Below are 25,852 nucleotides of genomic sequence, written 5' to 3' on the forward strand. Positions count from 1 at the left end.
AACTCTACCGGATGCCCGGGGACGGACGAAATCCGTATCCGCGGGGGGTGGCGGCGGGGGTCAGCGCTGGGTGTCGAAGAAGGCCCGCAGTTGGGCGGTGCACTCGTCGGCGAGTACGCCCGGGATGACCTCGGGGCGGTGGTTGAGGCGGTTGTCGCGGAGGACGTCGAAGAGTGAGCCGGCCGCGCCGGCCTTCGGGTCGAGGGCGCCGTAGACCACCCGGTCGAGGCGGGACAGCACGATCGCGCCCGCGCACATGGTGCACGGTTCCAGGGTGACGACCAGGGTGCAGCCGCTCAGGCGCCATTCGCCGACGGCGTTCGCGGCCTGACGGATCGCCACCACCTCGGCGTGCCCGGTCGGGTCGCCGACCGCCTCGCGGACGTTGTGGCCGCGGCCCAGTACCGAACCGTCCGGGCCGAGCACGAACGCCCCGACCGGGACGTCACCGGTCGCGGTGGCCAGTGCGGCCTCGGCGATGGCGAGGCGCATCTGGTCCCGCCACCGGTCGCGGACCGGGTCGGGGCGTTCGGGGGCGGGCAGCGGAGCGATCCGCGGCCGGTCGCCCAGGGTGCTGGAAGGGGCGGGGGCGTGCTGCATGGACCCAGTGTCGGCCACCGGGCCCGCCGCTAACGAACGGCCTCCAGGACCTCGCCGCAGCCGAGCGCCTCGGCGATCTCGCCGAGCGCGTCGCCCGGCGCCGCGCCTTCGCCCGCCAGCTCCAGCAGCGCGGCCTGGCCGAGGCCGAACTCGCTCAGCAGTTCGGAGTCGCCGATCGGCCCGACCGGGGTCGCGCCACGGCCGTCGGCCGGCTCGTCGTCGTCCTCGTCGGTCTCGTCGTCCTCGTCGCTCGCGGCGTTCTCGTCGTCGAGTCCGGCCACCAGGCCGTCCAGGTCGTCGAAGTCGGCCTCCCCGTCCTGTTCGATCAGCTCGTCGGTGAGCACCGAGCCGTACGAACTGCGCGCCGCGGCGGCCGCGTCCGAGACGAAGATCCGCGGGTCGTCCTCACCGTCGATGCGCAGGACGGCGAACCAGGCGTCCTCCTGCTCGATGAAGACCAGCACGGTGTCGTCGTCCTCGGCCGTTTCGCGGGCCAGGTCGGTCAGGTCGGCCAGGGTCTCTACGTCGTCGAGTTCGGTCTCGCTCACATCCCACCCGGCACCGGTGCGAGCAAGCACTGCAGCGAAGTACGCCACCAGGGACACTCCCAAGATTGGTCTCGGCTGTCGGCGATCTCGGGCGGGTGCGGTCCGGCCGCCCCCGCGCCAGAAGAGCGGTCCGCTGTTCGGACCGTCCCACCGCATCGTGACAGAAAGGCCGCCGCTGCGGGGGGTGTTCGGCAGCGCGTCTTCGCAGGTCGTGTCGGAATGGCCTGCTTCCGGCCGCTCCGGGCGTGGATCATGCCCCTCGAACGCCCCACGGGCGGGGGCGGACGGGGGCTTGCGGGGCGCGACGGTGGGGCGGGCGCGTCCCCGGACGGCTCAGATCCGGAAGGTTCGCATCCGCATGGCCTCGCGCATCCGGCGTTCCTTGGTGCGTCTTGGCTGGACCCGGGCGCGCAGTTCGCGGGCCTCGGCCAGTTCGCGGAGGAACACGGCCCGGCGCCTGCGCCGGTCCGCGTCGGCGTCCGTAGTGGTTTCGGCGTCGGTCTCCTGGCCGGCTGTCTTCTCAGCGGCCGGTGACTCCGGACGGGACTCGTCTGTCGAGCCGGACCCGCCCGCGCCGGCGGTCGATGCCCGCGTCGGGTTGCTCTTCATAGGTTCCGACTTTCCCAGATGTCACCCGCCGATACCACAGCGGCGGCCGGGAATCGGTGTTTCCAGGGGGACTCCAGGCAGGTCACAGCGGGTCGCCGCCGACCCAGCGAAGTCGTACAGATGTGCCGACGGCCGTTATCGTCGTTGTCATGCGCCTCCACGCCGTCGACCACCCGCTGGTCGCCCACAAGCTGTCCACCCTGCGCGACGAGCGAACGGACTCGCCGACCTTCCGGCGGCTCACCGACGAGTTGGTGACCCTGCTCGCGTACGAGGCGACCCGGGACGTCCGCACCGACACGGTCGAGATCACCACCCCGGTCGCCGTCACCCAGGGCACTCGGCTGTCCTACCCGCGCCCGCTGGTGGTCCCGATCCTGCGGGCCGGCCTCGGCATGCTCGACGGCATGACCCGGCTGCTGCCCACCGCCGAGGTCGGTTTCCTCGGCATGGTCCGCAACGAGGAGACCCTGGAGGCCTCCACCTACGCGACCCGGATGCCGGACGACCTCTCCGGCCGGCAGGTCTACGTCCTCGACCCGATGCTCGCCACCGGCGGCACCCTGGTCGCGGCGATCCGGATGCTGCTCGACCGGGGCGCCACCGACGTGACCGCCGTGGTGCTGCTGGTCTCGCCCGAGGGCATCGAGGTGATGGAGCGCGAGCTGGCCGGCCAGCCCGTCACCGTGGTGACCGCGGCCGTGGACGAGCGCCTGAACGAGAACGGCTACATCGTGCCGGGTCTCGGCGACGCGGGCGACCGCCTGTACGGCACCGCCGGCTGAGCCTGCGAGGCGTCCTTCGAACGCAAGAGATCCGGCCGGGAACGGGCTTCCGTTTCCGGCCGGATCTCGTCGTGTACGGCTGTTCGGCCGGTCAGCAGTTGCGGGGCTCCGGGCTGGGCGAGGGCTTGATGAGCTCGGCCAGCGCGGCCGCGGCCTGGGTCGGGTCGGCCAGCGCGCTGAAGGTGTCGCCGATGACCAGGTCCACGGTGTTGTCGGTGCGGCCGTCCTCGGTACTGGTGGCGGAGGCGACCTGGGAGACCAGCAGGGTGGCCGCGCCCAGTCCGCCGGGGCCGCTCAGCACCTGCGCGGTGCCGGGGACCTTCTTGTCCAGGGCGGTCGGCGCGTTGCCGACCTTGCCCACCTGGAAGCCGCGCTTCTTCAGCTCGTCGGCGGTCTTGGCCGCCAGACCGGACTTGTCGGTGGCGTTGTAGACGTTCACCGTGACGCTCGCGGGCTGCGGCACGGCCGTGCTGCTGGGGGCCGCCCCCGGCGAGTCGGCGGCGCCGGCGGAAGGAGAGCCCTCCGGGGCGGCCAGCGGCTTGCCGGACGGGTTCGCCGAGGCGCAGGCCTGCGCGGCGCTGTTCTTGTTCTTGCCGGTGAACACGTCGTAGAGCTGGACGCCGCCGACCGAGACCAGGCCGAGGGCGAGGATTCCGCCGACGGCGGCGACGACCTTGCGGCCGCGACGCGGGGGACGTCCGAGGCGGGGGTAACTGTTGCCGGTGATCCGGTACTGCTTCCCCTTCAAGCCCCGGGGAGTCAACATGCTCATGGTCTGTCTCCCCGTAGGTGCCAGGGTGGGGTGCCGGTGACCGCGGTGCGGCCGTGGGAAGTGGCCGCGTGAGCCGTGGTAGTCAGCAGATTAATCCGACTACAGCGACACAGGTACTGGATGATCATCATCCGGGGGACGACGGCACTCGAAAGGACGTACCGACACCGACCATCGGTTGCAGCCGGTGGCGGGTGGCGGTGCGTCAGTCCATTTCCAGTACCCGGGCGTGCAGAACCTGCCGCTGCTGCAGGGCGGCCCGCACGGCTCGGTGCAGCCCGTCCTCCAGGTAGAGGTCACCGCGCCACTTCACCACGTGGGCGAAGAGGTCCCCGTAGAAGGTGGAGTCCTCCGCGAGGAGGGTCTCCAGGTCCAACTGGCCCTTGGTGGTCACCAACTGGTCGAGCCGCACCGGACGCGGCGCGACGTCCGCCCACTGGCGGGTGCTGGTCCGGCCGTGATCCGGGTACGGCCGCCCGTTACCGATGCGCTTGAAGATCACACGGAAAGCCTACCGTTTGGGACATGGCGGGCGCAGCAAGCGGGACCAACGGTGACCGACTTTCCGCCTCAGCGCAGTGCGGCGCCGATCCGGTCGAGCGAGGAGAGCCTCATCAGGCCGTAGTTGTAGAACTCGACCTCGGGGACGCCGAGCTCGCGGAGCGTGCTGATCTTGGCGGCGAGGTTGGCGGGGCCGTCGCAGTCGGAGGACATCGGGCGGAGGATGATGGCCATGTCCTGGGGGCGGACGCCGTGCAGGGCGAAGGCGGCGACCTTCTCGCGAACGGCCTCGGGGGTCTTCGCGTAGCCGAGTGTCTCGATCTGGTGGGCGGCGCCGGCCAGGGCGGGGAGGTCGATGCCGGAGAGCCAGCCGGTGCCGGGGCCGCCGCCGTCCATGAAGGTCAGCCGCATGCCGTGGGCGGCGGCGGTGGCGGCGAGTTCGGCGGCCAGGCCGGTGACGGTGCGGGCGCCGGCGTCGATGTAGGCGGCGAGGGCGCCACCGGCCAGTTCGTCGAGCGGGACGGGGGTGAGGGCGCGGTCCTCGTCGGCGAGGCGGGCGCGCAGTTCGGTGCGGACGGTGTCGCGGACGTGTTCGGCGGGGACGCCCGCGGCGGTGGCGGCGGCCAGGCAGTGCGGGCAGAAGCAGATCGACAGCAGGGCCTCGGTGACGGGGCCGAGCTGCTCGAAGTAGCGCTCGTGGTGGTAGCCGTGGGCCAGGCCGTGGAAGTGCAGGGACTCGGCGCGGATCGCGTCCACGCCGTAGCGGGCGAGTTCCTCGACCAGGGTGTGGCAGTACTCGCGGACCTCGGGGTTGGCGGGGCAGAGCTCGGTGAGGTGGCGGTCGCCGAAGGCGTTGGCGGGGGCACAGTCGGGATGGGCGAAGCCGAGCCGGTCGTTGTGGCAGAACACCGTCCAGGCGTGCAGTTTGAGGCCGCGCCGGCGGGTCTCCTCGGCGGCCTCGGCGAACGGGTCGCGGGCGCCGATGGCGGTGGAGGGCAACGGGGCGAGGCGGCGGCCGGCCCAGCGGGCGGGGTCGGGGCGGAAGTAGGCGGCGCCGGGTTCGAGGTAGCGCAGCACCCGGTGCGGGTTGTGCGGGAAGACGTCGCGGGCCTCGTGGTAGACGGAGGCGAGAGTGACTCCGCCGACGCCGGCCCGGTCGGTAAGGTTGCCGAAGAAGGTGTCGGCCCCTTCGTCGAGCAGGTCGGTGGCGAAGGCGAGGACGGACGTCTCCACAGGGCAACTCCGGAGAAGGAAGTACAGGGAGTGACCACGCTAACCGCGGCCTCCCATATTGGTCTATACCTGGTTGTGAGGGGAGCGGCAAGGTGGCGGTCTACCGGGGATTCGACCAGCGGGAACTCGATCGGGAGTACTCGCCCAGCAGCCGGGTGGCGGACTTCGACGCGGAGCTCGCCGCGTACACCCGGGAGAGCGGGCGAGCGCTGCGGGAGCTGCCCGGGCACCGGGAGCTGCGGTACGGGGCGGACGGGCCGGAACTGATCGACTTCTTCCCGGCGGTGCCGGGCGCGCCGCTGCACATCTTCGTGCACGGCGGCTACTGGCAGGAGCTCGGCAAGGAGGACTCGGTCTTCCCCGCGCTGGACTTCGTCGCCCGGGGCACCGCGTACGCCGCCGTCGGCTACGGGCTGGCGCCCACCTGGACGGTGGAGCAGATCGCCGCGCAGGTCACCGAGGCGGTGGTGTGGCTGGTCGAGCACGCCGCCGAACTGGACGTCGACCCCGAGCGGATCGTGCTCAGCGGCAGCTCGGCCGGCGCGCACCTGGCGGCCACCGCACTGCTCGACGGGCGGCTGCGCGGGCGGATCGCCGGGGCGGCGCTGCTCAGCGGCGTCTACGACCTGGAGCCGATCGCCCTCAGCTACGTCAACGAGCCGCTCGGGCTGGACGCCGAACGGGCCCGCCGGCTCAGCCCGCTGTTCGCCGACCTGGCGGCGCTGCCGCCGCTGGTGGTGGCGCTCGGCGAGTACGAGACCGGCGAATTCGCCCGCCAGCAGGCCGAGTTCGCGCACGCCGCGCGGGCCGCCGGAGTGCCGGTGCGGGAACTGCTGGTCGGCGGACGCAACCACTTCGACCTGGTCTTCGACCTCGGCCGGACCGACACGGTACTCGGCTTGGCCGTCGAGGCGCTGGGCCGGGCCTGACGCTCCGTAGACTGCCCGGCGTACCCCGAACCGCTGCGAGAGGACACCGATGACCGGCCGCATCCCGCTTCCGTACGACTTCCTGCCGCCGGTGCCGAGGTTCGAGCTGCGCAGCTCCGACCTGGTGGACGGGACGACCATGCCGGACGCGCACGTGTACGCGGCCGGGAACCAGTCGCCGCAGCTGTCCTGGTCGGGCTTCCCGGCGGGCACCCGGTCGTTCGCGGTGACCTGCTACGACCCGGACGCGCCGACCGGGGCCGGCTGGTGGCACTGGCTGGCCGTCGACCTGCCGGCCGACACCACCGAACTGCCGCGCGGCGCCGGGGCGCAGGACAGCGACCTGCCCGGCGGGGCGTTCCACGTCCGCACCGACTTCCCCGGCCACCGCTACGACGGCGCGGCCCCGCCGCCCGGGCCGGCCCACCGCTACGTGTTCGTGGTGCACGCCCTGGACGTGGCGAGCCTCGGCGTGGAGCGCGACACCCCCGCCGCGCAGGTCGGCTTCGCACTGACCGCGCACGCGCTGGGCCGCGCGCTGCTCACCGTGGAGTACAAGTCCGCGTAGGGCGGGGCGTCAGGCCGCCAGGATCTGGCGGAGGAAGGCGTCGAGGTTGGTGACCGTCCGGGCGATCTGGTCCTCCAGCGGGAGGGACTCGTTCGGGCGGCTGACCGTCGCCGGGCGGCGGATGCCGCGCACGTACAGCGAGCAGGCCAGGTCGGCGCAGATGTAGGTGCCGACCGAGTTGCCCTCGCGGCCGCGGACGCCCGCCCGGGGGGCGGTGAGCAGCGAGACGCCGCTGCCCTGGTGGGCGGTGATGCACAGCGAGCAGACGTTCGTCCTGGTCAGGCTGCGCCGGACGTTCGGGGAGCGGAGCGTCGCCCCGACCAGGTCTCCGTCGAGTTCCGCGACCAGGTACGCCCGGTCGGGGGCGCCGAGATCCCGCCAGCCGAGGAAGTCCAGGTCGTCCCAGCGCTGTTCGGCCAGCTCGCGCGGGACGGGCAGCCGCTTGGCCTCGCCCTTCGAGCAGTTGACGAAGGAGGCGCGGATCTCGGGCTCGGTCAGGGCACGCATGGTCCGGACGCTAGCCGAGAGGCCCCGGGCGTGTCGTCCGGATTTCCGGCGGTGCGGGGGTGCCGCTCAGCCCTTGGCCGCCTTCGCGGCGCGCTTGGCCTCCTGCTTGGTGGCGCGGACCTTCAGCAGCGACTCCGGGCCGGTGATGTCGGCGACCGAGCGGTGGCAGCCCTCCTCGCCGTACGCGCCGGCCGCCTCGCGCCAGCCGGTCGGGCGGACGCCGTACTGCTTGCCGAGCAGGGCCAGGAAGATCTGCGCCTTCTGGGTGCCGAAGCCGGGCAGTGCCTTCAGCCGGGTCAGCAGGTCCTTGCCGGTGGGGGCGTCGCGCCAGACCGCCTCGGCGTCGCCGTCGTAGTGCTCGACCAGGTGGGCGCAGAGCTGCTGGACCCGCTTGGCCATCGAGCCGGGGTAGCGGTGCACGGCGGGCTTCTCGGCGAACAGCGCGGCGAACGCCTCCGGGTCGGCGGCGGCGATGGCGTGCGCGTCCAGGTCGTCCGCGCCCATCCGCTGCGCGATCACCAGCGGGCCGCTGAACGCCTTCTCCATCGGGACCTGCTGGTCCAGCAGCATGCCGGTGAGGGCGGCCAGCGGGCTGCGGCCGAGCAGTTCGTCGGCGTCGTCCTGCTGGGCGAGGTGGACGGCGGGCGCCATGGCGGGCTCCAGGGGTCGGGATTCCCATCCTGGCAGCCGCCGTTCGGCGGCGCGTCCCGCAACACACCACCGGCGGGGCGGGCCACACTGGGTGGATGACCCAACAGCGGCGGTTGATCGTGCTGCGGCACGCCAAGGCGGACTGGCCGGACGTTCCGGACGAGCTGCGCCCGCTGGCCGAGCGCGGCCGGGCCGACGCGGCGGCGGCCGGGCGCTGGCTGGCCGCGCACGCGCTGGTGCCGGACCGGGTGCTGTGCTCGACGGCGGTGCGCACCCGGCAGACCTGGGAGTTGGCGGAGCCGGCCCTCGGTGGCACGCCCGAACTCGTCCTGGAGCCCCGGGCCTACCGCGGTGAGGTGGACGAACTGATCGGCCTGGTGCGGGAGTTGCCGCCGATGGTGCGCACCGCGATGCTGGTCGGGCACCGGCCGCAGGTGCAGGAGCTGGTGCTGGCGCTGGCCGGGGAGCGGGAGAGCGAGCCGCTGGAGCGGCTGCGGGAGAAGTTCTCCACGGCCGGGATCGCCGTCCTGGAGGTGCCTGGGGAGTGGGGTCAACTCGTCCCGGGAAGTGCTGAGTTGACCGACTTTGCGGTACCGCGTGGGTGAGCTGTAGGGCGTGATAGGCATGGGGCATGCGTTTCGACTCCGTGCCCAAGCCGCCCGCCGTGGCCGCCCGCCCGCGTGACGAGCGCGGCTACCCGGTGCCCGCGATCACGCCGTGGGAGGGCGGTCACCCGCAGTTCGGGCTGACCGACTACGAGCGGTCCGCCACCTGTGCCCGCGAGCGGCTGTGCTCGGTGTGCAACACGCTGATGCCGCGCGGCCCGGTGTGGCGGGTGGTCGGCGGGGAGGAGGCGGCCGCGATCGGCGAGGCGCTGGCGGCGGGCCGGCCGTACCGGAACATGGCGCCCACCATGGAGGCCCCCGGCCACCGGGCGTGCATGCTGTACGCGTCGATGGTCTGCCCGTACCTGGGCCGCCCGAACGCCCGTCGCCAGGTGACCGCCGATCAGGAGATGGCCCCGGACGACCTGAGCGCGCACGTGGTGCGCGGGGCCGCCCGGGGCGAGCTGGGTGCCGTGGTGGGCTTCGAGGACTACGAGTTCGCGATCACTCCGACCCGGGTGCTGTTCCGCTTCATCGACCCGGTGGAGTGCCTGCCGCACGACCTGGCCGAGCAGCAACTCCCGAATCTCCAGGCCGAGTTGGCCCGGATGTCTCAGGAGCGGTAGGCGGGCAGGCCGACCGTGTCGGTGATCTTGTCCGGCTTTCCGCCCTTGGTCGGCATGGTGTAGATGCCGTCCGGGCCGCGGAACGCGACGGACTTGCCGTCGTGCGAGATCGCCGGCTCGGTGTAGTCCACCGTGGCGTCCGGCGTCAGGTCGATCTCCTTGGAGCCCTGCTCCTGCGCCTTGGCGAAGATGTGCGCGTGGCCGTTCACCGAGCGGACGAACACCACCTCGCCGTCGTCGGCGAGCGCGGGCTGCGAACCCTTGGTGACCACACCGCCGTTGGTGCGGGAGACCACGTCGTGGAAGTAGACCTGACCGTCGGTCTTGTTGGCGTACACCGTCATGCCGAACTTGCCGGCCGAGTTCGGCCACTGGTTCCCGGTCTCCGGCAGCGGCTTCTCGGCCTCGGAGTCGCCGACCGACAGCGGTGCCGGCTTGGCGTTGGCCTTCGCCTCGACGGACAGCAGCTTCAGCGCCTTCTTGTCGTCCGCGGTGAACAGCAGGAAGGTGCCGGCGCCGTGCGGCTCGTCCGGGCCGTACACCTGCCAGGTCGGGTGGGACCAGGTCTCGCCGGACGGGGCCTTGGCGATGACGGTCTTGTGGCTGCCGTCCGGGTCGGAGGTCTCCAGGTTGCCGCTGCCGTCGATGAACGCGGCGTGCTTGCCGTCCGGGGACCAGGCCAGGTCGCGGACCACGGTGCCGAAGTCGACGGCCTTGCCGTCCATCAGCACGGTGTTGGTGCCGGTGCTGACGGTCACCTTGGTGCCGGCGGTCTTGTTCAGCTTGCCGCCCGCGGCGGCGGGCGCGGACGAACCGGCCGTCGAGCCGCCCGGGGCGTCGGAGGACGGGCTGTTGGCAGTGCTGCTGGGAGCGGCGGTCCCCCCGGTGTCGCCGCCCTCCGGGTCGCAGGCGGTCAGCAGCAGGGCCGACCCGGTGGTGACCGCGGCCACCAGCAGGGCGGCGGCGGACCGGCGCAGACGGGTGCGTTCGCTCATCAAAGACTCCCCCATGGAACGGATCTACGTATGGCGGGGGGGGGGGGGGGGGCCGCCCGCGGGCCCCCCCCCCCACACGACCACCACCAAAAAAAAAACAAAAAAACCCCCCCCCCCCCCCCCCCCCCGCCGCCGGGCCCCCCCCCCCCCCCCCCCCCCCCCCCCCCCCGCCAACAGGCATGTGCCTCGTACACATCCTGTCAGTAAGCGACAACAGTCCGGAAGCCGGGGCCGTTCGGGCTATCAGTGCGTCAATTTTGGTTTGTGGAAACCGAATAGGCGAATCGGGACAGGTGGGGCATCAGCCGCGGAACGTCGGCAGGCACACCCGGTCGGTGACCTTCTGCGGCGTCCCGCCCCTGGTGGGCAGCGTGTGGACGCCGTCCGGGCCACGGGAGGCGACGGTGGTGCCGTCGTGCGAGACGACCGGCTCGGTGAAGCTGACGGGGGCGTCCGGGGTGAGGTCGCGCTCCTGGCGGGTGTCGTTGCTCCGCTCGAAGATGTGGTCGTGCCCGCCGATCGAGCGGACGGACACCAGGTCGCCGTTCGGGTGATGACCAAAGATTCGCAGCCGGATGACCTCGATTCGTGCGGGCATCGTCACTGCCGTGCAACGGTCGTCTGCGGTTCGCGGGTGGTGAAGGGCCGTCGTGTGGTGGCGGGGCGGGTAGCTGGTTAGCGTGGCACTGCATGTGCTTCTGTCCGCGGGCCGGCTCTTCGGCGCGCCGCGGATCCCCGATTCCCGACAGCGGAGCGAGATGCACCATGGCTGCGCAACCCGAAGGCACCCCGGTCTGGGCGGACGCGATGTTCACCGACCTGGAGGGCGCCAAGAAGTTCTACGGTGACGTGCTGGGCTGGACGTTCGGCGAATCCTCCACCGAGTACGGCAACTACACGCAGGCGTACCGGGACGGCAAGGCGGTCGCCGCGATCGTCCCGCCGATGCCCGGGCAAGGCCCCGGACAGTCCGCCTGGGTGCTCTACCTGGCCTCGCCGGACGTCGGGGCCACCGCAGAGCGGATCCGGGCGGCCGGCGGCTCCCTGCTGCTGGAGCCGATGAAGGTCGGCACCTTCGGCTCGATGGCGCTCGCGAAGGACCCGGCCGGCGTGGTGTTCGGCATCTGGCAGGCCGGTGAGCACGCCGGCTTCGAACTGCGCGACGTGCCAGGCAGCTACGGCTGGGCGGAGGTGTTCACCCGGGACCCGGACGCCGCCAACGCCTTCTTCCCGAAGGTGTTCTCCTACGGCGTCCGGAAGCTCGCCGACGAGGAGGTCGACTACCGGGTCTTCAGCCTCGGCGACGTGCCGGTGCTCGGTTCGATGGGCATGACACCCGAAGTGCCCCCGCAGGTACCGTCGTTCATCAGCGTGTACTTCGTGGTGGACGGCTGCGACGCGGCGGTCGAGCGGGTCGCCAAGGCCGGCGGGCAGAAGGTGTTCGGGCCGATGAGCACCCCGTTCGGGCGGTTCGCGTCCTTCGTGGACCCGCAGGGCGCGGCGTTCTCGCTGATCGACCCGGCCGCCGCCGAGGGCGAGATGCCGGCCACGGTGGAGGTGTCCTGAACCGATGGTCACCCCACGGCCCGAACTCACCGGCGAACGCGCCGACTTGCTCAGCACGCTCGACAAGCACCGCGGCTTCCTGCGCTACACCGTCCGCGGCCTGACGGACGAGCAGGCCCAGCAGCGCACCACCGTCAGCGAACTCACCCTCGGCGGGCTGATCAAGCACGTCGCCGGGGTCGAGGAACGCTGGATGCGGTTCGCTGTCGGCGGCGCCGAGGCGATGCGTGCCGAGGGCGCGCCGCAGGACGCCGAAGCCTGGGCCGACCAGTTCCGGATGCTGCCCGGCGAGACCCTGGACGTCCTGCTCGAACGCTATCGGGCCGTCGCCGAACACACCGACGGCCTGATCACCACCCTCGACCTCGACAGCGAACACCCACTGCCGTCCGCGCCCTGGTTCGAACCCGGTGCGGAGTGGAGCGTCCGCCGGGTCCTGCTGCACATCGTCGCGGAGACCGCGCAGCACGCCGGGCACGCCGACATCCTCCGCGAGGCCCTGGACGGGCAGCGCACGATGGGCTGACGGGTATCAGCCGGCGGGGAGGAGGCTGCGATACCAGTCGATCTTCTCGCGCAGGTGGGTGCGTTGGCGTTCCAGCAGGGCGATGTGGTCGTTGACGGCGGTGTCGTGCTGTTCCAGCAGGGCGATGCGGTCGAGGAGGCTCGCCGGGCCTTCGGTGCGGGCGAGTTCGGCGTAGCGGCGCATGTCGGCGATGGGCATGCCGGTGTCGCGCAGGCAGCGCAGGATGCCCAGCCAGGCCAGGTCGTCGGGGGTGAAGCGGCGGTGGCCGCTGGTGGCGCGGGTGATGGCGGTGAGCAGGCCGATGCGTTCGTAGTAGCGCAGGGTGTCCAGGCTGAAGCCGGAGACTTCGGCGGCCTCGGCGGGGGTGAGGAGCTGCTGAGTCGTCACGGGGCCGATTCTGCCTGCTGGTCGGGGCGGGTGCAGCGGGTGAAGCGTTCGCCCCAGGTGGCGAGCAGCGCGGTGAGTTCGGGTGGGGAGACGACCCGGAAGTCGACGTCCAGCGAGCCGATGGCCATCGCGGGCCAGTCGAGCGACTCGGAGTTCATCAGGATCCGGCAGCGGTCCTCGTCCAGCTCCTCGATCTCGGCCCAGGTCCCGATCCGCTGCCGGACCGTCTCCGCGGGGGCGTCGAGCAGCACTTCGACGCGGTGCGGGCGGGACTGGCCGGACAGGCCGGCCCGGACGAACTCGGCGGCGTCGGTGGCCGGGAGGGTGCGGGGGAGGAAGTGGGCGCCGGTCGGTGCGGGGGCGGTGAGCCGGTCCAGGCGGAAGGTCCGCCAGTCGTGCCGGGTGAGGTCGTAGGCGACGAGGTACCAGCGCCGTCCCAGCCGGACCAGGTGGTGCGGCTCGGTGTGGCGTTCGCCGGCGCGGCCGTCCGCGGTGCCGTACTGGAAGCGCAGCCGCTCGGTGTCGCGGCAGGCCAGCGCGACGGCGGTGAGGGCGTCCGGGTCGATCCGGGCGTCGTTGCCGCCGTCGCCGCGCCAGCCGGCCGGGACCGTGACGGTGCGCAGCGCCTCCATCCGGCGGCGCAGCCGGGTCGGCATCACCTGCACCACCTTCGCCAGCGCCCGCACCGAGGCCTCGGCCAGGCCCTCCACCGCGCCGTCGGCCGCCGCCTGCAGGCCGACGGCCAGGGCAACCGCCTCCTCGTCGTCGATCACCAGCGGCGGCAGCGCGGCGCCCGCGGCCAGCTGGTAGCCGCCGTCCACGCCGCGGCGGGCCTCCACCGGGTAGCCGAGCTCGCGCAGCCGGTCGACGTCGCGGCGCAGGGTGCGGGCGGAGATGCCGAGCCGGGCGGAGAGATCCTCGCCCGGCCAGAAGCGGTGGGACTGGAGCAGGGTGAGCAGCCGCAGGGTGCGGGCACTGGTGTCGGCCATGCGGTTCATCCTGCTCGAATTGCGGCCGGAAACTGACCGGAATGGCTTCTAGTGTGGAACACGAGAGAGCGAGACACCGCCGAAAACGGTGTTGAACGCCGGTGCGGAGAAGTGCAGTTGCTATCGAGAGGCGAGCCGATGACCGAGACCGTCGAGACCACCGTCAACGAGTACCCCGCGGCCACCATCACGGACGAGCGGCTGACCGGCGAGAAGGCCGACCTGGTGGCGGGGCTTCGCGCGGCTCGGCACTTCCTGCGGCTGACCGCCCGCGGCCTGACCGACGAGCAGGCCGGGCACCGCAGTACCGTCAGCGAGCTGTGCATCGGCGGCCTGATCAAGCACGTCACCTCGGGGGAGCGGACCTGGGCCGGGTTCATCGAGTTCGGTACGTCCGCGATGCCCGACTTCATGAACTTCACCGAGGCCGACTACGAGCGCCGCGCCCAGGAGTACCGGATGCTCCCCGGCGAGACCCTGGCCGGCGTGCTCGCCGCGTACGAGGCCGTGGCCGCCGCCACCGACGAGCTGGTGGCCGGCCTCGACGACCTGGGCGCGTCCCACCCGCTGCCCGCCGCCCCCTGGTTCAACCAGAAGGAGAGCTGGTCCGCCCGCCGCACCGTGATGCACATCGTCGCCGAGACCGTCCACCACGCCGGGCACGCCGACATCATCCGGGAAGCGATCGACGGGGCGAAGAGCATGGGCTGAGGCCTGGAGCGCGCCGAGGGGCCCGCGCAGCTGACAGAGTGTCAGGCGTGCGGGCCTCTTGGCGTTCTGCGTTCGGCGCTTTGCGTTCGGTGTTTTGCGTTCGGTGTTTTGCGTTCGGCGGGGCGGGTTGGGCGGGTGGCGTGTCACAACGTGCCGGGCGGGGGCGTCAAGGCGATCGAGGCCGTTGGGCTGTGTGGGAGAGAAGGGGCGAAGGATGAGACTGACCGTACTGGCCGCCACCGGGGGCATCGGCCGGCAGCTGCTGGAACAGGCGCTGGCGAGTGGGCACGACGTCACGGCGGTGGTGCGCAACCCCGCCAAGCTGGGGGAACAGCCCTGGGCGCGGGTGGTGAAGGCCGACCTGGCGACCGCCGGTGCGGCTGAGCTGCGGGCGGCGGTGGAGGGCGCGGACGCGGTGCTGTCCGGGCTCGGCGCGGTGGGCAAAGCCGGGATCGGGGTGGCCGAACACGGCACCCGGACGGTCATCGAGGCGATGCGGCAGACCGGCGTGCGGCGGCTGGTGGTGGTCAGCGCGGCGCCGATCGGCACCGTGCCGTCCCCGGACCGTCCGCACCCGCCGCGGCACGACCCCGGGGAGGGGCCGGTGATGCGGTACCTGCTGACGCCACTGGTGAAGCGGGTGCTGCGCGCGCACTACGCGGACCTGGCCCGGATGGAGGACGCGGTGCTCGCCAGCGGCCTCGACTGGACGGTGGTGCGGCCGCCACGGCTCACCGACAAGGCGCTCACCCGCGACTACCGGACCGCGTACGGCCGGAACGTGCGCGGCGGCTCCGCCGTGTCCCGGGCCGATGTCGCGCACTGCATGCTGCGCAGCCTGGGGGATCCGGAGACGGTCGGGCAGATTCTCGGCATCGCGGACTGAGCGCGCGCCGGGGCCGGTCGGGTGGGGCCGGTCGGGTGGGGCCGGTCGCCTGGGGCCGGTCGGGTGGGCGCCTAGGCTGAAGGGATGTCTGCTCCTCGTCTGCGCCGCGTGGCCGTGCTGGTCCTGGACGGTGCGAAGCCGCTCGACGTCGGGATCCCGGCGCAGGTGTTCTCGACCCGCGCGAGCATGCCGTACGAGGTGCGGGTGTGCGGGTCGGCGCCCGGGCTGGTGGCGGGCGGGGACGGGCTGTCGTACCACGTGGCGCACGGGCTGGAGGCGCTGGAGTGGGCGGAGTCGGTGTTCGTCCCCGGCTACCGGCACCCCGACCGGGACGACCCGCCGGCCGCCGTGGTCGAGGCGCTGTGCGCGGCGCATGCCCGCGGGGCCCGGCTGGCGGCGATCTCCACCGGGGCGTTCGCGCTGGCCGCCACCGGGTTGCTGGACGGCCGCCGGGCCACCACGCACTGGCACTACACCCGGGCGCTGGCAGCGAAGTATCCGCGGGTGCGGGTGGACGAGAACGTGCTGTTCGTGGACGAGGGCAGCGTGCTCACCTCGGCGGGCGCGGCGTCCGGCATCGACCTGTGTCTGCACATGCTGCGCCGCGACCTCGGGGTGGCCGCGTCCAACCACACCGCGCGGCGGCTGGTGGCCGCGCCGTACCGCAGTGGCGGGCAGGCGCAGTACGTGCCGCGCAGCGTGCCGGAGCCGATCGGGGAGCGGTTCGCCGCCACCCGGGAGTGGGCGCTGCACCGGCTGGACGAGCCGCTGACGGTGCGGACGCTGGCCCGGCACGCCGCGGTCTCGCCGCGCACGTTCTCCCGGCGGTTCGTCGAGGACACCGGGTACACGCCGATGCAGTGGGTGCTGCGGGCGCGGGTCGACCTGGCCCGGGAGCTGCTCGAACGTTCCGAGCGGAGCGTCGAGCGGATCGCCGCCGAGACCGGACTCGGTACCGGCGCGAATCTGCGTACGCACTTCCAGCAGATCCTCGGGACCACGCCGAGCGAGTACCGGCGGACGTTCACCAAGGGGGAGTGAAAGCGCTTTCCGTTCCCGGAGGGAAGTGCTTGGCGGCGGCGGGGGAGACGGGGCGGAGGGGAAGGGGCTTTCCGGCGGCGGGGGAGGAGGGGGAAAGCGCTTGCCGGTCGCGGAGGGGGCGGAGGGGGCGGAGGGGAAGCGCTTGCCGGTCGCGGGGGAGGCGGGGGAAGCGCTTGCCGGTCGCGGGGGAGGCGGGGAAAGCGCTTGGCGGTCGCGGAGGAGGCGGAGGGAAGCGCTTGGCGGCGGCGGGGGAGGCGGGGGAAAGCGCTTGCCGGGCGCGGAGGGAAAGCGTTTTCCCGTTGGGTGCGGTGGTTGGCACGATCCTTTCGAACCGTGGCACGGACGCCACTGCCACCGGCCCGGTCCGCGAGCGAAAGTGGAGGAGTCCACCCCGCTCAGAAGGACAGAAGGGCACCTGCCATGACCCGCATCGCCATCAACGGATTCGGCCGCATCGGACGCAACGTGCTGCGCGCCCTGCTGGAGCGTGACAGCAAGCTGGAGGTCGTTGCCGTCAACGACCTGACCGAGCCGGCCGCGCTGGGCCGGCTGCTGGCGTACGACAGCTCCTCGGGCCGGCTCGGGCGCCCGGTGACCGTCGAGGGTGATGTCCTGGTGGTGGACGGCCGCCGGATCAAGGTGCTCGCCGAGCGCAACCCGGCCGACCTGCCGTGGGCCGAGCTCGGTGTGGACATCGTGCTGGAGGCCACCGGCCGGTTCACCTCCGCGGAGGCGGCCCGGGCGCACCTGACCGCCGGCGCGAAGAAGGTCCTGGTGTCCGCGCCGTCCGACGGTGCCGACGTCACGCTCGCCTACGGCGTCAACACCGAGGCGTACGACCCGGCCGTGCACACCATCGTCTCCAACGCGTCCTGCACCACCAACGCGCTGGCGCCGCTGGCCGCCGTCCTCGACGAACTGGCCGGCATCGAGCACGGGTTCATGACCACCGTGCACGCCTACACGCAGGAGCAGAACCTCCAGGACGGTCCGCACCGCGACCCGCGCCGGGCCCGCGCCGCCGGCGTCAACATCGTGCCGACCACCACCGGTGCCGCGAAGGCGATCGGTCTGGTGCTGCCGCAGCTGGACGGCAAGCTGTCCGGCGACTCGATCCGGGTGCCGATCCCGGTCGGCTCGATCGTCGAGCTGAACACCACCGTCTCCCGCGACGTCACCCGCGAGGAGGTGCTCGCCGCCTACCGGGAGGCCGCCGGCGGCAAGCTCGCTGGCGTGCTGGAGTACTCGGAGGACCCGCTGGTCTCGTCCGACATCGTCGGCAACCCGGCGTCCTCGATCTTCGACTCCGAGCTCACCCGGGTCGACGGCCGCCACGTCAAGGTGGTCGCCTGGTACGACAACGAGTGGGGCTTCTCGCACCGGGTCATCGACAGCCTGGAGCTGCTCGCCGCGAGCTGACGCCACGGCAAGGGCCCGCACCGCTTGGACGGTGCGGGCCCTTTCGCGTGCCGGGGTCAGCCGGTCGGCAGGTCGAACGCGGCGGCGGCGACGCGGAGTTGCGACTCGGAGGAGGCGCCGCGGCGGGAGGTCGGGGTGAAGGAGTAGACGAGGTCGCGGGAGCCGTCGCGGGTGCCGAAGACGGCGCTGGTGTACCCGGGGCGGCTGCCGGTCTTGCCCCAGAACTCGATGCCGGGGGCGGGGGAGAAGCGCATCAGGCCGGTGCTGAAGCAGGCCCAGCCGGAGGTGGGACCGATGTCGCAGTGGTCGTTCTGGTTGTTCGGGACATGGGGGACGGCGAAGAGTTCGGCCTGCTGGGCGGGCGGCAGCAGCTTGCCGTGCAGCAGCGCGGACATGAAGCGGTCCAGGTCGGGCGCGGTGGAGATCATGCTGCCCTCGGCCCACGGCCACGGGCTCTGCCGGGTGACGTCCGCCAGGCCGGTGCTGCCGTCCGGGCGGGTGACGGCGAGGACGGCGTGCGCGCTCGGGTTGGACAGCGAAGTGTCGGCGACGTCGGGCACCCGGGTGTGGTGCAGGCCGAGCGGGCGCAGGATCCGGGCGTTGACCTCCTGGCCGTAGTTGTGGCCGGTGACCTGCTCGATCACCATGCCGGCCAGGTAGTAGTTGACGCCGTTGTACTGCTGCGCGGTGCCCGGCTCGAACTGCTTCGGGTTGGCCATGATCCGCCTGACCACTTCCTGCGGGGTGAAGCTGTCGCTCGCGTGGGCGACGAACCACTCGGGGGTGCCGTCGTCGGGGAACTGCCCCAGGCCGTTCGGCAGACCGCTGGTGTGGTTGAGCAACTGCCGTACGGTGACGGCCGGGTAGCCATCCGGCAGGGCATCGGGCAGGTACTGCTGGACGGTGCCGTCCAGGTCGACGCGGTGCTCGGCGGCGAGCTGGAGGAGCACGGTGGCGGTGAACACCTTGGTGATGCTGCCGATCCGGAACTCGCCGTCGGCCTTCACCGGGCGGCCGGTGGCCGGGTCGCCGGTGCCGGAGGTGCCGGACCAGCGGCCGCCGTCGCCGTTCACCAGCACGACGGCGCTGGTGAGTTGGTCGTTCGGCAGGCCCGCGATGGAGGCGCGGAGCGCGGCCGCGTTCGGGGGCGTGGGGGCGGTGGTGGGTGCGGCGGAGGCTGTTCCGGCGGTGAGGGCGACGACCATCGCGCCGATCGCGGCCGTTCCCGCAAGCTTGCGTCCCATGGTCTTCGCGCGCATCCCCGTGTCCCCCAACTTTTGTTTCTGCTGTGCCTGTTGACGTTGATCAGTGTTTCGTGGGGGTCGCGGCCCGGTCATCCGGGACGGACCCTGAGCCGCCCCCGAGGTCTGGCCCCGGTGCGGGTCAGGGGCGGCAGCCCGGTGTCGCAGGGGGTCAGTTCGCCGGCAGGTCGAACGCGGCGGAGAAGACCCGGTACTGGGCGGCGAACGGGGCGCCGAAGCGGCTGGTGGGAGTGAAGGAGTAGACCAGGTCGCGGGAGCCGTCACGGGTGGCGAAGACGCCGCTGGAGTAACCCGGCCTGGTCCCGGTCTTGCCCCAGAACTCGACGCCCGGGGCGGGGGAGAAGCGCATCAGGGCGGTGCTGAAGCAGGCCCTTCCGGCGGTGGGGCCGATGTCGCAGTTGTGGTTGCGGAAGTTCGGGACGTCCGGGACGGCGAACAGTTCGGCCTGCTGGGCGGGCGGCAGCAGCTCGCCGTGCAGCAGCGCGGACATGAAACGCTCCAGGTCGGGCGCGGTGGAGATCATGCCGCCCTCGGCCCACGGCCACGGGCTCTGCCGGGTGACGTCCGCGAGGGTGGTGCCGCCGTCGGGGCGGGGGACGGCGAGCACGGCGTGGGCCGTCGGGTCGGGCAGCGAGGTGTCGTCGGCGGCGGGTGCCGAGGTGTGGTGGAGGCCGAGCGGGCGCAGGATCCGGTCGTTGACCTCCTGCGCGAAGCTGCGGCCGGTGACCTTCTCGATCACCAGGCCCGCCACGAAGTAGTTGGTGCCGTTGTACTCCTGGGCGGCTCCGGGCATGAACTCCTTCGGGTGCGTCATCGCCTCGGCGACCACCTGCTCGGGGCTCCAACGTGCGCCCGGGTGGGCGGCGAACCAGGCCTCGCTGCCGTCGTCCTCGCCCAGGTCGCCGCCGGTCGGCAGACCGGAGGTGTGGTTGAGCAACTGCCGTACGGTGACGGCCGGGTAGCCCTTCGGCAAGGCGTCGGGCAGGTACTGCTGGACGGTGCCGTCCAGGTCGACGCGGTGCTCGGCGGCCAGCTGGAGCAGGACGGTCGCGGTGAACACCTTGGAGATGCTGCCGATCCGGAACCGGCCGTCCGCCTTCACCGGGCGGCCGGTGCCCGGGTCGCCGGTGCCGGAGGTGCCGGACCAGCGGCCGGTGTCGCCACCCACCAGGGCGACGGCGCTGGTGAGTTGGTCGTTCGGATAGCCCGCGATGGAGGCGCGGAGCGCGGCCGCGTTCGGGGGCGTGGCGGTGGTGGTGGGCGCGGCGGAGGCGGTTCCGGCGGTGAGGGCGACGACCATCGCGCCGATCGCGGCCGTTCCTGCCAGCTTGCGTCCCGTGGTGTTCGCGTGCATCCCTGTGTCCCCCAACGTCCGTTCCTGTTCTGCCTGTTGACGTGGAGAAGTCTTTCGCTCGGCTGCCGTCGGGTCATCCGGGGCGGACCCCGATCGGACCCGGAGTGTGGGCCCAGGGAGGCGTCAGGGCGTCAGGGGTGGTCCATCAGCTTGTGCTGCCAGGCCCAGGCGGCGATCTCGACCCGGTTGCGGGCACCGAGCTTCTGCTGGACGGCCGTCAGGTGGCTCTTGACGGTGCTGAGGGTGATGAACAGGTCGGCGGCGATCTCCTGGTTGGTGCGGCCCCGGGCGATGGCGCGGACCACCTCGGTCTCGCGGGCGGAGAGCGGCCGGCCGGGCGGGGCGGCGGCCGGGGCGGTGGGGGTGGTGAGGCCGCGCAGCAGACGGAGGGTGAGGGAGGGCGAGATCAGGGCGTCGCCGGCGTGCGCGGCGCGAACCGCCTCGATCAGCAGGGCCGGTGCGGCGCCCTTGAGCACGAACCCGACCGCGCCGGCGTGCAGCGCGCCGTGGACGTACTCGTCGAGGTCGAAGGTGGTCACGACGACCACCCGCAGCGGGTCCTGGACGCCGTGGCCGGCCAGCGCGCGGGTGACGTCGATGCCGTCCAGGCCGGGCATCCGGATGTCGACCAGGCAGACGTCGGGGCGCAGCCGGCGGGCGAGTTCGACCGCCTCGGGGCCGTCGGCGGCCTCGCCGACCACGGTGATGTCGTCCTGGTCCTCCAGGATCAGGCGCAGGCCGCCGCGGATCATTGCCTGGTCGTCGGCGAGCAGGACGCGGATGGTCATCGGGCGGCGCCGTTCTGGCCGGGGGTGGCGGTGAAGTTGCGTTGGAGGGAGCCGAGTTGGGTGGGCTTCCGGTCTCGGGCGTCGGCGAGCAGGACGCGGATGGTCATCGGGCGGCGCCGTTCTGGCCGGGGGTGGCGGTGAAGTTGCTTTGGAGGGAACCGAGTTGGGTGGGCTGCCGGTCTCGGGCGACGGCGGGCAGGTCGCGGGTGGTCATCGGGTGGCGCCGGTGGGGACGGGGAGTTCGGCGTGGACGGTCCAGCCGCCGGTGGGGGCGGGGCCGGCGGTGAAGGTGCCGCCGAGGGCTTCGACGCGTTCGCGCATGCCGAGGAGGCCGAAGCCGACCGGGCGGAGGTGGCGGGTGTGGGCGGGTGGGGCGTCGTCGGTGACGGTGACGGTGAGGGCGCCGGGCGGGTGAGCGACGGTGACCTGGGCGGTGCGGGCGTGGGCGGCGTGCCGGGCGACGTTGGTGAGCGACTCCTGGACGATGCGGTGCACGGTGGTGGCGACCTCCGGTGGCCAGGGCGTGGCGTTCTGGTCCGGGAGGTGCAGTTGGACGGCGGGTCCGTGGTCGTCGAACCGCCGTACCAGGGCGGCGAGTTCGGCGGTGCCGGGGGTGGTGGGCGCGGTTCCCGGGGTGTCGTCGGCGGCCCGCAGCAGGCCGACCACGCGGCGCATCGCGGACAGGGCGTCGGCGCCCGCCGTCTCGATGCCGGCGAGGGTCTCGTCCAGTTGCTCGGGGCGTTTGCGGGCGACGATCCGGGCGGCCTGGGTCTGGACCACGACGCCGGTGATGTGGTGGGCCACCAGGTCGTGCAACTCGCGGGCCAGCGCCAGTCGTTCGTCCCGGCGGACGGACTCGGCGGCGGCCCTGCGGCGGTGGTCGAGGAGCCGTAGGCCGAGGCCGGCGGCGAGGGCCAGCGCCCACACCTCGATGCCGATCCGGAACGAGGTGGCCGGGGCGGGGGCCGCCAGCAGGCCCGCCGTCATCAGGGCCAGTCCTGCCGCGCCGAGGGCCGCTGCCGGACGCCACGGCAGCGTCCGCACCGCCGATCCGCCGAGCACCAGCAGGCCCAACACGGCTGCCGCGCCGGGCTCCCCGGGCAGTCCCGCCTCCCGCGCGATCAGCGCCGCCGCACCGGCCACGGCCAGGCCGAGGGCCGCCGCCGCGCCCCGGTGCCGTTCCCGGCCCAGCGCCAGCGCGCACACCACGGCGCCGGTCGCCGCGTCCAGCGCCCACACCCGGCCCTGCGCCGCGTACTGCGCGGCCATCACCAGCAGTACCAGCGCGAATCCCGCGCCCAGCACCGCGTTCCCCACCATCGCCGTTCGTCTCACGGCCGCCACGGTAGGGGAATCCGGCACTGCCGCGAACCGGCCGAAAGTACGACCCCGTTCCCGTCCGGACCGTACCTTCGGCCGCTGTGGGCGGCTGCCGTCGAACGGCAGCGTGGGGCCATGACCACATCACTGGCCGGTGCCGCGCTGCTCGCGGTGGCCGAGAAGACCGAACGCAGCCCGCTGCTCTACGCCTGGTGGGCGCTCCAACTGGGCGTGCTGATCGCGCTCGGCTGGGGCGGGTACCGCCTGGTGCGGGCCTGGCGGGCGCGGAGCGCCGAGCAGGACGCGGAGGACGGGCAGTGGTGACGCCGGTGCTGGAGACCGTCGGGCTCGGCAAGCGGTACGGGCGCCGACTCGCGCTCGCCGACGTCGAGTTGAGCATTCCGGCGGGTCGGGTGGTCGGCCTGGTCGGGCCCAACGGCGCCGGCAAGTCCACGCTGATGCAGCTGGCCTGCGGGCTGATCGGCCCGAGCTCGGGGCGGATCCTGGTGCACGGCGCCGAGCCCGGCACCCGCCCCGACCACCTGGCCCGGGTCGGGTACGTCGCCCAGGACACTCCGGTCTACCCGGACCTCACCGTCGCCGAGCACCTGCGGCTCGGCGCCCGCCTCAACCCGCGCTGGGACGCCGCGCTCGCCGAACGCAGGCTTGCCCGCTCCGAGTTGGACCCCCGGCAGAAGGCCGGACGGCTGTCCGGCGGTCAGCGCGCCCAGCTCGCGCTGACCGTGGCCGCCGCGAAGCGCCCCGACCTGCTGATCCTGGACGAGCCCGCCGCCGCCCTGGACCCGCTGGCCCGGCACGCCTTCCTGGACCACCTGATGGAGTCCGTCACCGAACTCGGCGCCACCGCCCTGCTCTCCTCGCACGCCCTGCCCGACGTCGCCCGGGTCTGCGACCACCTGGTGGTGCTGGCCCGCGGTCGGGTCCAACTGCACGGCGACATAGGGCCGTTGATCGCCCAGCACGCCCGGGTGACCGGCCGGCCCGCCGACCTCGACGCGCTCCCGGCGGACGTCACGGTGCTCACCCGCACCGACCCGGAGACCGCGCTGGTTCGTTTCGAACGGCCGCTGCCCGACGGGCCGTTCACCGTCACTGCGCCCGACCTGGAAGAACTCGTCCTCGCCCACCTGGCCCGCGCCGCCCGCCCCGGGCAGCCGGCCGCCGCCCGCCCGGAGGCCCGTCGATGATCTGGCTGACTTGGCGCCAGTTCCGCACCCAGGCCCTGATCGGCCTGGCCGCGCTGCTCCTGCTGGGCGGCTACCTGCTGGTGCTCGGCCTCGACATCCAGCACGCCCACCAGGACGTCCTCGCGCACTGCGGTGGCCGGGACTGTGCCGGCCCGCTCGGGGCTTTCGCCGACCGCTACCGGCTGCGCACCGACCTGCTCGGCTATCTGCTGCTGGTGCTGCCCGTCGTCCTCGGCGTGTTCTGCGGTGCGCCGCTGGCCGCCCGCGAGTTCGAGGCCGGCACGCACCGGCTGGTGTGGAACCAGAGCATCACCCGCCGCCGCTGGCTGGCAGTCAAGTTGGCGGTGGTGGGCGGCAGTTGCACGCTCGCCGTCGCGCTCGTCTCGCTGCTGCTGGGCTGGGCCACCGGCCCCGTCGTCGCCGTCGAGGGCGCGCGCTTCGAGCCGGTGGCTTTTGCTTCGCACGGGCTGGTGCCCGCCGCGTACGCTGCTTTCGCGTCCGTGCTCGGGGCCACCTTCGGGCTGCACCTGCGTCGGACCGTGCCGGCGATGGCCGCGACGCTCGCCGTGTTCACCGCCGTCCAGCTGGCCGTTCCGGCCCTGGTCCGGCCGCACTACCAGGCGCCCGAGCGGACCAGTGTGCAGCTGACCGCGCCGATCGTCGCCAACCTCGGCAAGATCGGCACCTACGGGGACATCGGTGGCCTGCGCGTCCCCGGCGGCCCGTGGGTGATCGACACCAGCGCGATCCTCGACGAGAGCGGCGCACCCGTCGGGCACAGTGACTGGTTCCAGGACTGCATGGACCACAGTTCGCTCGCCGACCTGCCCCGCTGCCTCGCCGACCACCGGATCCACGTGCAGATCACCCAGCAGCCTGCCGGCCGCTACTGGACCTTCCAGGTCGTCGAGAGCGCCCTGTTCGCCCTGCTCACCGCCTTTGCCGCCGTCCTCGCCGTCCGTCGGCTGCGCACCCGCGCCGACTGACCGGAGAATCGATCGGAAGAGCTGACAACCTTTCGGACGGGCTCGGGCGTGTGGTCGGTGTGACGCGAGGAACCGAGGACGACCTCTACACCGCTTTCGTCGCGGCCGCCTGGCCGCGACATCTACGGACGGCCACCCTGATCACCGGGGACCGGCTCCGCGGCGAGGAGTTGCTCCAGGACTGCCTGGTGAAGCTCTACGTCCGCTGGCACCGGATGGCCACCGACGACCCGCACGCCTACCTGCGGCGGATGCTCGTCAACGGCCACGTCAGCTGGTGGCGTCGGCGACGCCGGGAGACCCTCACCGCCGAGCTGCCGGACCTGCCCGGTAGGGCCGGCGACGAGTACGGCGAGACGGACGAACTGCACCGTGCCCTGCGCTCGTTGCCCGCCCGGCAGCGTGCGGTGGTGGTGCTTCGGCACCTGGAGGACCTGTCGGAGAAGGACACCGCCAGCGTTCTCGGCTGCTCCGTCGGCACCGTCAAGAGCCAGCACTCCCGGGCCCTGGCCCGGCTGCGCACGGCACTTCCGAAGAACCGGTCGAAGAACGAGGAGGCTGTCAGCCCATGAGCACCAACGACCATGAGGACCTGTCGCACGCGCTGGAGGTGCTGGCGGACCGCCAGCTCCCGCCCGGCTCCGCACCCACGGCGGACCTGCTGCGCCGTGGCCGCCGCAGCAAGCGGCTGCGTGCCGCCACCGTGACCGGCACGGCCGTCGCCGTCGGCGCGCTCGCGATGGGGACGCTTTTCATCGGCGGCCCGGGGGCCACCACCACGGGCATCGGGCCGGCCGCCGCTGCCGCGTCCGGGCCGGAGGCGTCGTCCAAGCCGTCCAGCACACCTTCGGGGTCGTCCAAGCCCTCGGGGGAGCCGTCGACCAAGCCTTCGGGGTCGGCCAAGCCGTCCGGCACGCCGTCGGAGGTGAGCAAGCCCTCCGGTACGCCGTCCACCAAGACCAGCAACAGCCCGGTCCTCGACCCGAGGGTGAAGGAGCTGCTCACGGCGCGGATCCCGGCCGGTTACCGGATCGCCAACAGCTACGACGATCCGGACCCGGCGCCCGGATCGGGCGTGCGGTACCGGGTCGCGACGACGATGCTTCTCGTCAACGACGCGAAGAGCCCGGTGGAGGGCACCGACATCCGCCTCGAGATCAGCCACATGCCGGGAATGGCGCCCGGGACGACGTACCAGCCGAATCCGACCTGCGACGGGATGTCCAACTGCACCGTCACGCAGCGCCCCGACGGCAGCGTGCTGATGGTCAAGCTCCCCCCGGCGGCGGGCGATTTCTACCGGTGGTCGGCAGCCCTGTACCGCACCGACGGCAACATCGTCACCGCCAGCGCGAACAACTCCCCGATGATGGGGGGGCCGATCGTGCAGCCGGCTTTCAACGGCGATCAGCTCACGACCCTCGTCCTGGACCCGGTCTGGTTGTACGTGATCGACCAGCTGAAGGCCCAGTTCGGCTGA

32 protein-coding genes are annotated in these 25,852 nt (G+C 72.8%); 16 read left to right on the top strand and 16 right to left on the bottom strand.

The window, feature by feature from the left end; genetic code table 11:
* Window positions 1-60: 60 nt before the first annotated feature.
* The 3 genes from tadA to ACGFWJ_RS14535 all read right to left on the bottom strand — a co-directional run bounded on the left by tadA (window position 61) and on the right by ACGFWJ_RS14535 (window position 1,757).
* A complete protein-coding gene (gene tadA, locus ACGFWJ_RS14525; RefSeq protein ID WP_387639438.1) occupies window positions 61-600 on the bottom strand; it encodes a tRNA adenosine(34) deaminase TadA in 540 nt (179 codons plus the stop codon).
* A gap of 29 nt (window positions 601-629) precedes the next feature.
* Complete coding sequence (locus ACGFWJ_RS14530) at window positions 630-1,196, bottom strand: hypothetical protein (RefSeq protein WP_392949052.1); 567 nt, start codon at window positions 1,194-1,196, stop codon at window positions 630-632.
* Window positions 1,197-1,481: 285 nt separating this feature from the next.
* Complete coding sequence (locus ACGFWJ_RS14535) at window positions 1,482-1,757, bottom strand: hypothetical protein (RefSeq protein WP_392949054.1); 276 nt, start codon at window positions 1,755-1,757, stop codon at window positions 1,482-1,484.
* 149 nt (window positions 1,758-1,906) lie between these two features.
* On the opposite strand from ACGFWJ_RS14535, the gene upp reads away from it, so the two are divergent.
* Window positions 1,907-2,542 (top strand): uracil phosphoribosyltransferase, encoded by a 636-nt coding sequence (upp, locus tag ACGFWJ_RS14540; RefSeq protein WP_387639430.1) that lies wholly within the window; start codon window positions 1,907-1,909, stop codon window positions 2,540-2,542.
* Between the two features lie 91 nt (window positions 2,543-2,633).
* Here upp and ACGFWJ_RS14545 read toward each other — a convergent pair whose 3' ends face one another.
* From ACGFWJ_RS14545 to ACGFWJ_RS14555, 3 genes are all read right to left on the bottom strand, one after another.
* Window positions 2,634-3,314 carry a LytR C-terminal domain-containing protein gene (locus tag ACGFWJ_RS14545; protein WP_392949057.1) on the bottom strand — a complete coding sequence of 227 codons (681 nt, stop codon included), beginning with the start codon at window positions 3,312-3,314 and terminating at the stop codon, window positions 2,634-2,636.
* A gap of 205 nt (window positions 3,315-3,519) precedes the next feature.
* Window positions 3,520-3,816: a type II toxin-antitoxin system VapB family antitoxin gene (locus ACGFWJ_RS14550; protein ID WP_014136828.1), complete on the bottom strand. Its 297-nt coding sequence runs from the start codon at window positions 3,814-3,816 to the stop codon at window positions 3,520-3,522.
* A 68-nt stretch (window positions 3,817-3,884) separates the two neighbouring features.
* Window positions 3,885-5,048, bottom strand: a complete 1,164-nt coding sequence (locus tag ACGFWJ_RS14555) for a hypothetical protein (RefSeq protein WP_392949061.1) — start codon at window positions 5,046-5,048, stop codon at window positions 3,885-3,887.
* Between the two features lie 92 nt (window positions 5,049-5,140).
* Between ACGFWJ_RS14555 and ACGFWJ_RS14560 the strand changes: the two genes are divergently transcribed.
* Together ACGFWJ_RS14560 and ACGFWJ_RS14565 are read left to right on the top strand one after the other, a co-directional pair.
* Entirely contained in the window at window positions 5,141-5,977 is an 837-nt protein-coding gene (locus ACGFWJ_RS14560) for an alpha/beta hydrolase (protein WP_392949064.1), read from the top strand.
* A 49-nt stretch (window positions 5,978-6,026) separates the two neighbouring features.
* The gene (locus tag ACGFWJ_RS14565; protein ID WP_387639420.1) at window positions 6,027-6,545 is read left to right on the top strand and encodes a YbhB/YbcL family Raf kinase inhibitor-like protein; all 519 of its coding nucleotides are present in this window, start codon (window positions 6,027-6,029) and stop codon (window positions 6,543-6,545) included.
* Window positions 6,546-6,554: 9 nt separating this feature from the next.
* Here ACGFWJ_RS14565 and ACGFWJ_RS14570 read toward each other — a convergent pair whose 3' ends face one another.
* Window positions 6,555-7,052, bottom strand: a complete 498-nt coding sequence (locus ACGFWJ_RS14570; RefSeq protein ID WP_387639418.1) for an FBP domain-containing protein — start codon at window positions 7,050-7,052, stop codon at window positions 6,555-6,557.
* A 66-nt stretch (window positions 7,053-7,118) separates the two neighbouring features.
* Window positions 7,119-7,703 carry an HhH-GPD-type base excision DNA repair protein gene (locus ACGFWJ_RS14575; RefSeq protein WP_387639415.1) on the bottom strand — a complete coding sequence of 195 codons (585 nt, stop codon included), beginning with the start codon at window positions 7,701-7,703 and terminating at the stop codon, window positions 7,119-7,121.
* A 95-nt stretch (window positions 7,704-7,798) separates the two neighbouring features.
* Here ACGFWJ_RS14575 and ACGFWJ_RS14580 point away from each other — a divergent pair, with 95 nt between their 5' ends.
* Together ACGFWJ_RS14580 and ACGFWJ_RS14585 are read left to right on the top strand one after the other, a co-directional pair.
* On the top strand, window positions 7,799-8,308 hold the full coding sequence (locus tag ACGFWJ_RS14580) for a SixA phosphatase family protein (protein WP_387639413.1): 510 nt from the start codon (window positions 7,799-7,801) through the stop codon (window positions 8,306-8,308).
* Window positions 8,309-8,334: 26 nt separating this feature from the next.
* Window positions 8,335-8,934 (top strand): hypothetical protein, encoded by a 600-nt coding sequence (locus ACGFWJ_RS14585; RefSeq protein ID WP_392949069.1) that lies wholly within the window; start codon window positions 8,335-8,337, stop codon window positions 8,932-8,934.
* Here ACGFWJ_RS14585 and ACGFWJ_RS14590 read toward each other — a convergent pair.
* Both ACGFWJ_RS14590 and ACGFWJ_RS14595 read right to left on the bottom strand, forming a co-directional pair.
* A complete protein-coding gene (locus tag ACGFWJ_RS14590) occupies window positions 8,922-9,929 on the bottom strand; it encodes a hypothetical protein (protein ID WP_392949071.1) in 1,008 nt (335 codons plus the stop codon). The genes ACGFWJ_RS14585 and ACGFWJ_RS14590 overlap by 13 nt on opposite strands.
* 301 nt (window positions 9,930-10,230) lie before the next feature.
* Window positions 10,231-10,527 carry a hypothetical protein gene (locus tag ACGFWJ_RS14595; protein WP_392949074.1) on the bottom strand — a complete coding sequence of 99 codons (297 nt, stop codon included), beginning with the start codon at window positions 10,525-10,527 and terminating at the stop codon, window positions 10,231-10,233.
* A gap of 167 nt (window positions 10,528-10,694) precedes the next feature.
* On the opposite strand from ACGFWJ_RS14595, the gene ACGFWJ_RS14600 reads away from it, so the two are divergent.
* The gene (locus tag ACGFWJ_RS14600) at window positions 10,695-11,495 is read left to right on the top strand and encodes a VOC family protein (protein ID WP_392949077.1); all 801 of its coding nucleotides are present in this window, start codon (window positions 10,695-10,697) and stop codon (window positions 11,493-11,495) included.
* 4 nt (window positions 11,496-11,499) lie between these two features.
* Window positions 11,500-12,021, top strand: a complete 522-nt coding sequence (locus ACGFWJ_RS14605) for a DinB family protein (RefSeq protein ID WP_392949080.1) — start codon at window positions 11,500-11,502, stop codon at window positions 12,019-12,021.
* Between the two features lie 6 nt (window positions 12,022-12,027).
* On the opposite strand, the gene ACGFWJ_RS14610 is transcribed toward ACGFWJ_RS14605, so the two are convergent.
* Window positions 12,028-12,408, bottom strand: coding sequence for a MerR family transcriptional regulator (locus tag ACGFWJ_RS14610; RefSeq protein WP_392949083.1), 381 nt, complete (start codon window positions 12,406-12,408; stop codon window positions 12,028-12,030).
* The gene (locus ACGFWJ_RS14615) at window positions 12,405-13,397 is read right to left on the bottom strand and encodes a helix-turn-helix transcriptional regulator (protein WP_392949086.1); all 993 of its coding nucleotides are present in this window, start codon (window positions 13,395-13,397) and stop codon (window positions 12,405-12,407) included. The genes ACGFWJ_RS14610 and ACGFWJ_RS14615 overlap by 4 nt, the downstream gene beginning before the upstream one ends.
* 138 nt (window positions 13,398-13,535) lie before the next feature.
* Here ACGFWJ_RS14615 and ACGFWJ_RS14620 point away from each other — a divergent pair, with 138 nt between their 5' ends.
* The 4 genes from ACGFWJ_RS14620 (at window position 13,536) to gap (ending at window position 17,454) form a co-directional block, all read left to right on the top strand.
* A complete protein-coding gene (locus ACGFWJ_RS14620) occupies window positions 13,536-14,108 on the top strand; it encodes a DinB family protein (protein WP_392949088.1) in 573 nt (190 codons plus the stop codon).
* Between the two features lie 214 nt (window positions 14,109-14,322).
* The gene (locus tag ACGFWJ_RS14625; protein ID WP_387639390.1) at window positions 14,323-14,994 is read left to right on the top strand and encodes an NAD(P)-dependent oxidoreductase; all 672 of its coding nucleotides are present in this window, start codon (window positions 14,323-14,325) and stop codon (window positions 14,992-14,994) included.
* An 84-nt stretch (window positions 14,995-15,078) separates the two neighbouring features.
* The gene (locus ACGFWJ_RS14630) at window positions 15,079-16,035 is read left to right on the top strand and encodes a GlxA family transcriptional regulator (protein ID WP_392949092.1); all 957 of its coding nucleotides are present in this window, start codon (window positions 15,079-15,081) and stop codon (window positions 16,033-16,035) included.
* A gap of 420 nt (window positions 16,036-16,455) precedes the next feature.
* Complete coding sequence (gap, locus tag ACGFWJ_RS14635) at window positions 16,456-17,454, top strand: type I glyceraldehyde-3-phosphate dehydrogenase (RefSeq protein WP_392949094.1); 999 nt, start codon at window positions 16,456-16,458, stop codon at window positions 17,452-17,454.
* A 56-nt stretch (window positions 17,455-17,510) separates the two neighbouring features.
* Here gap and ACGFWJ_RS14640 read toward each other — a convergent pair whose 3' ends face one another.
* From ACGFWJ_RS14640 to ACGFWJ_RS14655, 4 genes are all read right to left on the bottom strand, one after another.
* Window positions 17,511-18,713, bottom strand: a complete 1,203-nt coding sequence (locus tag ACGFWJ_RS14640) for a serine hydrolase domain-containing protein (RefSeq protein WP_392949096.1) — start codon at window positions 18,711-18,713, stop codon at window positions 17,511-17,513.
* A 154-nt stretch (window positions 18,714-18,867) separates the two neighbouring features.
* A complete protein-coding gene (locus ACGFWJ_RS14645) occupies window positions 18,868-20,070 on the bottom strand; it encodes a serine hydrolase domain-containing protein (RefSeq protein ID WP_392949099.1) in 1,203 nt (400 codons plus the stop codon).
* 131 nt (window positions 20,071-20,201) lie between these two features.
* Entirely contained in the window at window positions 20,202-20,858 is a 657-nt protein-coding gene (locus tag ACGFWJ_RS14650) for a response regulator (protein ID WP_392949102.1), read from the bottom strand.
* 210 nt (window positions 20,859-21,068) lie between these two features.
* The gene (locus tag ACGFWJ_RS14655) at window positions 21,069-22,193 is read right to left on the bottom strand and encodes a sensor histidine kinase (protein ID WP_392949105.1); all 1,125 of its coding nucleotides are present in this window, start codon (window positions 22,191-22,193) and stop codon (window positions 21,069-21,071) included.
* Window positions 22,194-22,313: 120 nt separating this feature from the next.
* Here ACGFWJ_RS14655 and ACGFWJ_RS14660 point away from each other — a divergent pair, with 120 nt between their 5' ends.
* Genes ACGFWJ_RS14660 through ACGFWJ_RS14680 form a run of 5 tightly spaced genes read left to right on the top strand, consistent with a single transcriptional unit; the run spans window position 22,314 to window position 25,852 of the window.
* Complete coding sequence (locus ACGFWJ_RS14660; protein ID WP_392949107.1) at window positions 22,314-22,502, top strand: hypothetical protein; 189 nt, start codon at window positions 22,314-22,316, stop codon at window positions 22,500-22,502.
* Window positions 22,496-23,386, top strand: a complete 891-nt coding sequence (locus ACGFWJ_RS14665) for an ABC transporter ATP-binding protein (protein ID WP_392949109.1) — start codon at window positions 22,496-22,498, stop codon at window positions 23,384-23,386. Before ACGFWJ_RS14660 ends, ACGFWJ_RS14665 begins: the two co-directional genes overlap by 7 nt.
* A complete protein-coding gene (locus ACGFWJ_RS14670) occupies window positions 23,383-24,372 on the top strand; it encodes a hypothetical protein (RefSeq protein WP_392949112.1) in 990 nt (329 codons plus the stop codon). Before ACGFWJ_RS14665 ends, ACGFWJ_RS14670 begins: the two co-directional genes overlap by 4 nt.
* 59 nt (window positions 24,373-24,431) lie before the next feature.
* Window positions 24,432-24,944 carry a SigE family RNA polymerase sigma factor gene (locus ACGFWJ_RS14675; protein WP_387639367.1) on the top strand — a complete coding sequence of 171 codons (513 nt, stop codon included), beginning with the start codon at window positions 24,432-24,434 and terminating at the stop codon, window positions 24,942-24,944.
* Window positions 24,941-25,852 (top strand): hypothetical protein, encoded by a 912-nt coding sequence (locus ACGFWJ_RS14680; RefSeq protein WP_392949115.1) that lies wholly within the window; start codon window positions 24,941-24,943, stop codon window positions 25,850-25,852. The genes ACGFWJ_RS14675 and ACGFWJ_RS14680 overlap by 4 nt, the downstream gene beginning before the upstream one ends.

Source organism: Kitasatospora sp. NPDC048407, from assembly GCF_043200475.1.
In the GTDB taxonomy this organism is placed as follows: Bacteria; Actinomycetota; Actinomycetes; order Streptomycetales; family Streptomycetaceae; genus Kitasatospora.